Below are 8,562 nucleotides of genomic sequence, written 5' to 3' on the forward strand. Positions count from 1 at the left end.
CCCCGGCCCCTCCGTTCCCGCCGGAACGGAGGGGCCGGGGCGGACCCGACCCGTCGGCCCCGCCCGCCGCACCCACCCGCCCGGCAGGAGAGCGATGAGCAGCGAGATGGACGCGGGCACCTACGAGGTGCTCCGCGACCGGATGACCGGAGCCGCGGCCGAACTGGCCCGCCGCGCCCAACGACTGAACACCCGCAGGACGGAGACCTTCGGCAGCACCGAGCTGCGTCCCGTGGCCTCCGACCGGCTGCGCACCGAGCACAACTGCGTGCCCCGCGACATCGTGCAGGTCGGCGGTCTGCTGCTGGCCGGTTACCGGGTCCGCTTCGGTCTCAAGCCCACCACGGCGGTCGGGGACGTCTTCGGCCTGCACCGCCACCACCCGGGGGCCGAGGGCACCCGGTTCACCGCCGAACCGCTCGACGCCCTGCCCGGCCTGCTCGACGACCCGGTCTTCCTGCGCGACTTCGACAGCCTCTTCCGCTACTACCGGCAGGCCGAACTCCTCCAGTTGCGGCGCGTGGAGGGCCTGCTGCTCGCCGTCTTCCGCACCGGCGAGCGACTCACCGACATCCGGGTGCTGCGCTGGCGGCTGGACCCCGACGACACCCCGCACTACGTGGACGCCAAGGGCGAGCGCGACCACGTCTTCCCGCCGGCCCACGACTTCGAGTGGGTTCCCACCACCCGCGAGGACCACGTCACCGGCGACCAGCCCCACGTGGCCGTCGACGGCGAACTCTTCGTGAGCACCGTGGGCGGCCGGCTCACCGTCCGGGTGGAGGACAACACCGACACCGGACGCGACGTCTTCTCCGAGCCCGTCGAGGAGCCCCTGCAGTCCCTCGCCGACGCCGACATCTCCCGCGCCCGGGTGGGCGCGCTCATCCTGTTGCGCGTCCTGCCCTACAACGAGGACACCCCGCGCCACCTGGTGTTCAACACCCGCACCAAGGAGGTCGTGCGCCTCGACGGCATCGGCCTCGCCTGCCGTGCCCTGCCCGAGGACCAGGGCATCGTCTTCCCCGGTGGCTACTACCTGGCCGCGGCCCCGCCCGGCTCCGCCGCCCGGGTCCTGGCCACCGCCGGTGCCGACGACACGGATCTGGAGTACACCGGCACCCTGCGCTCGCCCAACGGCGAGGACGTGCTCTACGTCTTCCACGCCCGGGCCGAGGGGCACACCCTGCTGCTGCCCTACAACCTCATCCGCAAGGAGGTCGCCACCCCCCTGGTGACCCACGGGTACTCGCTCTTCGACGACGGCACCATGATCGTCTTCCGCGCCGAGGGGGACGAGCCCGGCCGGGTCCACCCCGTGCAGGTCTGGGAGACCCCCTTCGTCTCCGACGCCCACCACGCCGAGCGACCCGTCGGGGAGGGCCCGCTGGCCCGGGTCGGCAACGCCGAACTGGTCCGCGGCGTCTCCGACGCCCTCACCGTCGCCCGGATGGCCGACGAACTCGCCCCCGACACCGCCGTCTTCGAAGCGGTGGTCGCCGCCTGCACCCGGCTCGCGGACCGGTACCACTGGATGTCGCTGGAGGGCATGGAGGCCCTGCACGAGCCGCTCACCGCCCTCCACACCACCGCCGAACAGGTCATCGACGAGTACCGCCGGGTCGTCGAGCAGCGCCGCCACGCCGCCGAATCCCTGGAACGCGCCCGGGAGGAGGCGACCTCCCTCGTCCGCCGCTCCCGGGGCGAGGCGCCCCGGGAGGCCGGGGGATGGGTCGACCTCCTCACCGAACTGCGCCGCGCGCAGGGACGTGCCGAGAGCCTGCGGGAGATCCGGCGGATCGACCCGGAGGCCGTGGACGCCCTGGTGGCCGACCTCGCCGAGGCGCTGGCGGCCACCGGCCGCCGCGCCGTCTCCTTCCTCTCCCGGGAGGACGCCTTCGAGGGGCCCGCGGCCGAGATCGCCGCCCTCGGCGAACGCGCCGCCGCCATCGGCCGCACCGCCGACGCCGAGCCCCTGGGGGAGGAGATCGCCGGCCACGCGGACCGGCTGCGCACCGTCACCGACGTCATCGGTGGACTCGACATCCCCGACGCCGCCGTCCGCACCGGCCTGCTGGAGCGCATCGGCGAGGTGCTGGGCGCCGTCAACCGGGCGCGGGCCGTCCTCGACGGTCGGCGCCGCGACCTGCTGGAGAGCGAGGGCCGCGCCGAGTTCGCCGCCGAGTTCGCCCTGCTCGGCCAGGCCGTCACCGGCGCCCTCGCCTCGGCCGGCACCCCCGACGAGTGCGACGAGCAACTCGGCCGGCTGCTGCTGCAACTGGAGAACCTGGAGGCCCGGTTCGGGACCTTCGACGAGTTCCTCGCCCGCCTGGAGGAACAGCGCGAGGAGATCTACGAGACCTTCTCCGCGCGCAAGCAGGCCCAACTCGACGAGCGGGCCCGGCACGCCCGCCGCATCGCCGACGGGGCCGACCGCGTCCTGGGCACCGTCTCCCGCCGTGCCGGGTCACTCGCCGACCTCGACGAGGTCAACGCCTGGTTCGCGGGCGACCCCCTGGTCGGCCGGGTGCGCGTCGCCGCCGCCGAGCTGCGCGAACTGGGCGACACCGTGCGCGCCGGGGAGTTGGAGGGGCGGCTCGCGGCCATCCGCCAGGAGGCCGTCCGGGCGCTGCGCGACCGCACCGACCTGTACGGCCCCGACGGCACCGTGCGACTGGGCCGGCACGCCTTCACCGTCACCGACCACCAGGTGGACCTGACACTGGTGCCGATGGGCGACACCCTCGCCTTCACCATCTCCGGCACCGACTACCGGGTGCCGCTGACCGACCCCTCGCTCGCCGACACCCGGGCCTTCTGGGATCAGCCGCTGGTCTCCGAGTCCCCGCGGGTGTACCGGGCCGAACACCTCGCCGCCGCCCTGCTCGCCGAACACGGCGCCGGGTCGCTCGCCGACACCGTCGGACGGGCGTCGGCCGGGGAGGCCGGGGGCCCCGCCGCCGGCGCGACCCCCGCGGGGCTTCTCGATCCGGCGGTCGAGATCACCGACGCCGACCTGGAACGGCTCACCCGGGCCCTGCTGCCCACCGTGCGGCGCGCCGCCGAGGCCGCCTACGACGAGGGCCACGACCGGGGCGTCCACGACCACGACGCCGCCCGTCTGCTCGCCGTCCTGCTGCGCCTGCACGCCGGCGCCGATCTGCTGCGCTTCCCGCCCCGGGCGCGCGCCGACGCCCAGTTCTTCTGGAGCATGGGCACCGACCCCGCCTCCCGCCGTTCCCTGCTGACCCGGGCCCACTCCCTGGGGCGGGCCCGCCGGCTCTTCGGCGCCGGCACGGCCGTCGCCGACCTGCGCGCCGAACTCGCCGCCGGCGTCGAGGCCTTCACCCGGGCCACCGAGCCCGCCACCGCTCCGGGCGCCCCGGACACCCCCGCCGACCCCGCCGACCCCGCCGTGGAGGATCCGGCGTCCCGCGCCGAGACCGCCGGCGCCTACCTGCTGGAGGAACTCGCCGCCGCCGGCCCGTCGGACGCCGCACCCGGCGCCGACCGCCGCCCGGTCTTCATCGCCGGCCCCGGCGCCCGCGCCCTGCTGGAGGACTTCCGTCTCGCCCTGGGCACCGACGGCGCCAAGGAGTTCACCGAGGATCTGCGCGCCCTGGACGGGGACCCGGCCGCCGCCCGCCGGCTCGCCGACGCCTGGCTCGCCGCCTTCGCCGCCGACCGGGGCCGCGACCCCGGCGACGTCCCCGAGGCCGTCGCCCTGGAGCTGTGCGCGGACCCGGGCCGGAGCGAACCCCTCGCGCACCGCCCGCTGGACGCCCCGCTCACGGCCGGTGTCGGCGGACTCCTGGGCACCCACCCCCGGGTGCGCAACGGCCGGCTGGAGGTGCGGCTGGACGAGTTCCTCACCCGCACCGAGCGCTTCCGCCGCCACCGGGTACCCGCCCACCGCGCCTGGGTCCGACGCCGCAACGCCCTGCTGGACGCGGAGCGCGCACGCCTGGGCCTGGACTCCTTCCGCCCCCGGGTGATGTCCGGCTTCGTCCGCAACCGGCTCATCGACGAGGTCTACCTGCCGCTGATCGGCGACAACCTCGCCAAGCAGCTGGGCACCGCCGGCGAGGAGCGCCGCACCGACAGCCAGGGCCTGCTGATGCTGCTCTCGCCCCCCGGCTACGGCAAGACCACGCTGATGGAGTACGTCGCCTCCCGGCTCGGCCTGATCCTGGTCAAGGTGGACGGCCCCGCCCTGGGGTACGGCACCACCTCCCTGGACCCGGCGGCGGCCCCGGACGCCGCCGCCCGCCGCGAGGTGGAGAAGCTCAACTTCGGGCTGGAGATGGGCAACAACGTCCTGCTGTACCTGGACGACATCCAGCACTGCTCGCCCGAGTTCCTCCAGCGCTTCATCCCGCTGTGCGACGCCCAGCGCCGGATCGACGGCGTGGGCGCCGACGGCCGGGCCGTCACCCGGGACCTGCGCGGCAAGCGGTTCGCCGTCTGCATGGCCGGCAACCCCTTCACCGAGGGCGGCACCCGCTTCCGGGTGCCCGACATGCTCGCCAACCGGGCCGATGTGTGGAACCTCGGGGACGTCCTCTCCGGCCGGGAGGAGCTGTTCGCGCTCTCCCACATCGAGAACGCCCTCACCTCCAACCCCGTCCTGGCGCCCCTCGCCGGTCGTGACCCCGCCGACGTGGACCTGCTGGTGCGGCTGGCCCGGGGCGACGCCACGGCCGACGCCGACCGCCTCGACCACCCCTACGGCGCCGCCGACCTGGAGCAGATCCTCGCCGTCCTGGACAAGCTGCTGCGGGTCCAACGGACCACGCTGCGGGTCAACGCCGCCTACATCGCCTCGGCGACGCAGGACGACGCCCACCGCACCGAGCCGCCGTTCCGCCTCCAGGGCTCCTACCGCAACACCAACCGCCTGACCGAGCGTCTGGTGCCGGTGATGACGGACGAGGAGGTGGAGGCCGTGATCGACGACCACTACCTCGCCGAGGCGCAGACCCTCACCTCGGGGGCGGAGGCCAACCTCCTCAAGCTCGCCGAGCTGCGCGGACGCATCACGCCCGAACAGGCCGCGCGGTGGGAGGAGATCAAGCGCTCCTTCCGGGGGTGAGGGGCGGGGCCGTCGCGTGAAGCGGGCCGGGTCGGGGCGGAAAGCCCCGGCCCGGCCCGCGCCGCGTCGTATCGGCGACCCGTCAGCCGTCGTAACGGCGCAGGCTGCCCATGATCGTCTCGATCAACTCGTCGTCGATCTCCTCGTCGTGGCCGGTGTCGGTCACCAGGATCCAGGTGGCCAGGTCGGCCCGGGCGTCACGGTAGGAGAACGTCACGACCTTGCCCTCGGTCCAGTCGCAGGCGTCCTCCGGGTCCTCCCGCCCGCCGGAGATGGTCGCCGTGACGGTGTGACCCTCCAGGCCCTCGGTGGTCGTGAACGCCTCGGGCTCGGTGATCTCGAAGGTGCCCTCCTGGTACTGGTCGTACGCCGAGTACGCCCAGTCCCGCGCCTCCAGGGTGGCGGCGTCCGCGGTGTCGGTGGCGCCCAGGCTGCCCTTGGACCCGGCGATCACCCGGGAGGTCCAGCGCTCGGGGCACCAGTTCTCGCCGTACACGGCCGTCGCGGACATGCCGACCAGGATGTTCGGTTCGGGGAAGTCGAAGTCGAACTCGTCGTCCCCCTCGTCTCCCTCCTCCCCGTCCGTCTCCTCCGGCTCGGGCTCCTCCTCGTCCTCCACGCCCTCGCGCTCGTCCTCGATCCAGACGAACATGTCCTCGCTGTTGGTGGACCAGTCCGGCGGCACGTCGAAGGCCAGGGACCGCTTGGTGTTGGTCTGCACCAACCAGTCGTCCGCCACGATCGGTTCGACATCGCCCCGGGTGCCCGCGCGCGGGTCGTCGGGCCGCAGGGTGTTCTCCGGCCCGGGCTCCGGCTCCTCGGTCTCCTCCGGGTCCGGGGAGGGCGTCGGGGAGGCGTTCGCGGTCGGCTCGGAGTCGTTGCCCCGCACCACCAGCACGCCCGCCACGGCCACACCGGCCACCAGGGCCACCGACACGGCGATGGCGGCGATCATCTTCCCCCGCCCGGAGGGGGGCTTGCCCGGCCCCTCGGGGGCCGCGCCCGGTGCCGTCCACCCCTGCGTGGGCTGGGTGTACGGGTTCGGCTGCCCGGGGGCGCCGTACGGCTGCTGCGGCGGCTGGGTCGGCTGCCCGCCCGCGAGCCAGGGGTGCTGCTGCGGACCGGTGGCCCCCGGCCGGCCGTCGTCGCCCGGCGGGGGAGTGCCCGGCGGCATGCCGGGCGGTGGGGGAGGCGGAGGCGGAACACTCATGGCGCAAGACCCTAGAAGGACGCCGGTCGGCCGGCCATGGCTGTCTCCGGATCGGGACACACCCGCAACCGCTTTCGTGCACACTCCACCGAATCGGTGCCGGAACGGTGGGCGAACCGGCCCCCCGGAGGGGCGGGCCGACCGGGCCGGAAGGGCGGGATCAGGGGATCGGCGGGAGGAGCACCGCGAGCAGACCGAGCAGGGCGAACACCACCGCCCCGGTGCCGAGCACCGAGCCCACGGCCCGCCGGCGCCGTCCCGCCGGCGCCGCCAGGGCGGCGGCCGGCAGGGCCGCCGGCCACAGGACGACGAGCACGGCGGGGAGCATCGCGGAGGAGACCCGGGGGTGCGACTCGGCGAGGAGGCAGCCGAGTTCCCGGGTCGCGCAGTGGGCCGTCCCCGTCCCCTCCGGGGGCAGGGCGCTCAGGGCGAGGAGCACGAGGGCACAGGCCGACGCGCCGACCACGACGAGGGCGATCCGCGAGCCGAGCGGCGCCGGCGGCGGCGTCCGCGCCACCCGCACCGCGCAGCACAGCGCCGCCGCCACCCCGACCGCCGCCGGCACCAGCAGCGTCACGGCGAAGCCGGGCGGCCCGCCGGGCCACCGCAGGGCGAGGTCCACCAGGCGCGGATCGTGGATCGAGACGAGCACGGCCGCCACCGCACAGCTCACGAGCACCGGGGCGACACCGAGGGCCGTGCGGCGGAACCCCGGGTTCCACAGGCGGTCCCGCCGGCGTCGGAGCCGACGGGCCCACCGGCCCGGGCGCGGCGCCCGGGCGGCCCGCTCCCGCACCGCCGGGTTACCGCTGCGCCGGGAGGGCCGCCGCGCGGCCCCGCTCATCGGGAACCCCCCACCGGTGCCGGGCGCTCCCACCACAGCGCGCTCGCCAGGAGGCGGAACACCACGGGGAGACCGGCCAGGAGCCAGGCCGCGATCGCGACCCCCAGCGCCGTGCCGGTCACGGCGTCGAAGGCGCCCTCGGCGTTCCGGACCGAGAACGCGAAGACCACCGCGAAGGCGGGCGAGAGGACCAGGAAGATCGAGGACGAGGGCCCGGCGACGGCGCGGGGGAAGGCGGACCCGCGTCGGGCGCGTGCCGCCGGGGGTTGGGCCATGGCCGAGGCGAACGCCGGCCCGGCGTCGCGCACCGTCCGATCGCCCCTCCCGGCGCCGGCCGGTTTCGGTCTCTCCCCGGTGAGCGGGACGCCGAGCAGCCGCCGCAACCGCTCGCGCCGTTCCGGGCCCCCGGGCCCGGAGAACCAGTCCTCCTCCGGGAGGGCCGCCCGCGTCCGGCCGGCGGCGTCCCGGAACTCCAGACGGGCCGGTGTCCCGTCCGCCGAGTCGGGCACCCGCACCAGCCGCCGGACGGCGAGGGGGCCGCGCAGCGCGAACCGGTGGGTGTGCCCGACCCCGTCCACGAGCACCAGGTCGGGCCCGTCCGCACCCACCCGGGCGGTGCGCAGGAACCGTCGGGAGACACCGGGACGCGGGGCGGGGGAGATGCCGTCCACCGGCGGCGGCACGCGGCGCTCCCGTACCGTGACGACACCCCGCAGCACCAGGCGGGCGACCGGCGCGGAGAGCGCGGCGAGGGCGGCGACCAGGGCCGTGAGGGCGGTCGGGCCGGCGAAGGTACCGAGCGCGAAGCAGACGAACCACACCGATGCCCCGGTGCACCGGGCGACCCCGTACCACGTCGGAAAGACCCCCGTGGCCGGTGAGAGCACCGGTGCGGTCTCGATCCCCGCTTCCGCGGGATCCCGGTGTTCGACATCGGGCACGACCTTCAGCGGCAGCCCCGCCGCCTCGCACAGGGCGGTGAATCCCGCCCGTTCGGCCATGGCCTCCCCCAGCGGCGCCGAGGCGGGCAGCAGCGCGGACTCCGGCAGCCAGTCGTCCACCCGCAATCGGGCCCGGCACCGGCCGGAGGCGTCCAGCAGGAGAAGTGTGCCGCGCGAACCGGGCCGACCGAACGGGTCGTACACGCCGCCCCCGCCGCTCCGGCGTTCGGGCTCGGCGACCAGTACGGCGCGGATGACACCCTCGGGACCCAGCGGCACCCGGGTCTCCCGGTTCCCGCCGTCCCGGAGGACCAACTCCCCCGGGCGCAGGAGGACCCGGGCGCGCCGGATCGCCTCCACCGCTCCCCGCCCCCGGCCGGCCGGCCGCAGAGCGGGCTCGGGTACCGGGTCCGCGTGGTCCGCGTCTCCGGGGAGCGCCGGACCCGCCGGGGGCCTCGGGGGTGCCGTCACGGGG

The 8,562-nt window shown here is 75.8% G+C and carries 4 protein-coding genes; 1 reads left to right on the plus strand and 3 read right to left on the minus strand.

Annotated elements, in window-relative coordinates; genetic code table 11:
• The first annotated feature begins 94 nt into the window (after window positions 1-94).
• Window positions 95-5,092 carry a DNA repair ATPase gene (locus FOE67_RS09490; RefSeq protein WP_182662502.1) on the plus strand — a complete coding sequence of 1,666 codons (4,998 nt, stop codon included), beginning with the start codon at window positions 95-97 and terminating at the stop codon, window positions 5,090-5,092.
• A gap of 82 nt (window positions 5,093-5,174) precedes the next feature.
• Here the strand turns inward: FOE67_RS09490 and FOE67_RS09495 are convergent, their stop codons facing one another.
• The 3 genes from FOE67_RS09495 to FOE67_RS09505 form a co-directional block, all read right to left on the minus strand.
• Window positions 5,175-6,302: a DUF8017 domain-containing protein gene (locus FOE67_RS09495; protein ID WP_182662504.1), complete on the minus strand. Its 1,128-nt coding sequence runs from the start codon at window positions 6,300-6,302 to the stop codon at window positions 5,175-5,177.
• Window positions 6,303-6,462: 160 nt separating this feature from the next.
• Window positions 6,463-7,146 (minus strand): hypothetical protein, encoded by a 684-nt coding sequence (locus tag FOE67_RS09500; RefSeq protein WP_182662506.1) that lies wholly within the window; start codon window positions 7,144-7,146, stop codon window positions 6,463-6,465.
• Window positions 7,143-8,562 (minus strand): hypothetical protein (locus FOE67_RS09505; RefSeq protein ID WP_228473713.1); only part of this gene is annotated, 1,420 nt, incomplete at its 5' end. The genes FOE67_RS09505 and FOE67_RS09500, both read right to left, overlap by 4 nt.

The sequence above is a fragment of the Streptomyces calidiresistens genome (assembly GCF_014141525.1).
GTDB classification, from domain to species: Bacteria; Actinomycetota; Actinomycetes; order Streptomycetales; family Streptomycetaceae; genus Streptomyces; species Streptomyces calidiresistens.

Coding starts and splice junctions, on each gene's coding strand:
- FOE67_RS09495 (WP_182662504.1), bottom strand. CDS start 6,302: ATGAGTGTTCCGCCTCCGCCTCCCCCACCGCCCGGCATGCCGCCGGGC.
- FOE67_RS09500 (WP_182662506.1), bottom strand. CDS start 7,146: ATGAGCGGGGCCGCGCGGCGGCCCTCCCGGCGCAGCGGTAACCCGGCG.
- FOE67_RS09490 (WP_182662502.1), top strand. CDS start 95: ATGAGCAGCGAGATGGACGCGGGCACCTACGAGGTGCTCCGCGACCGG.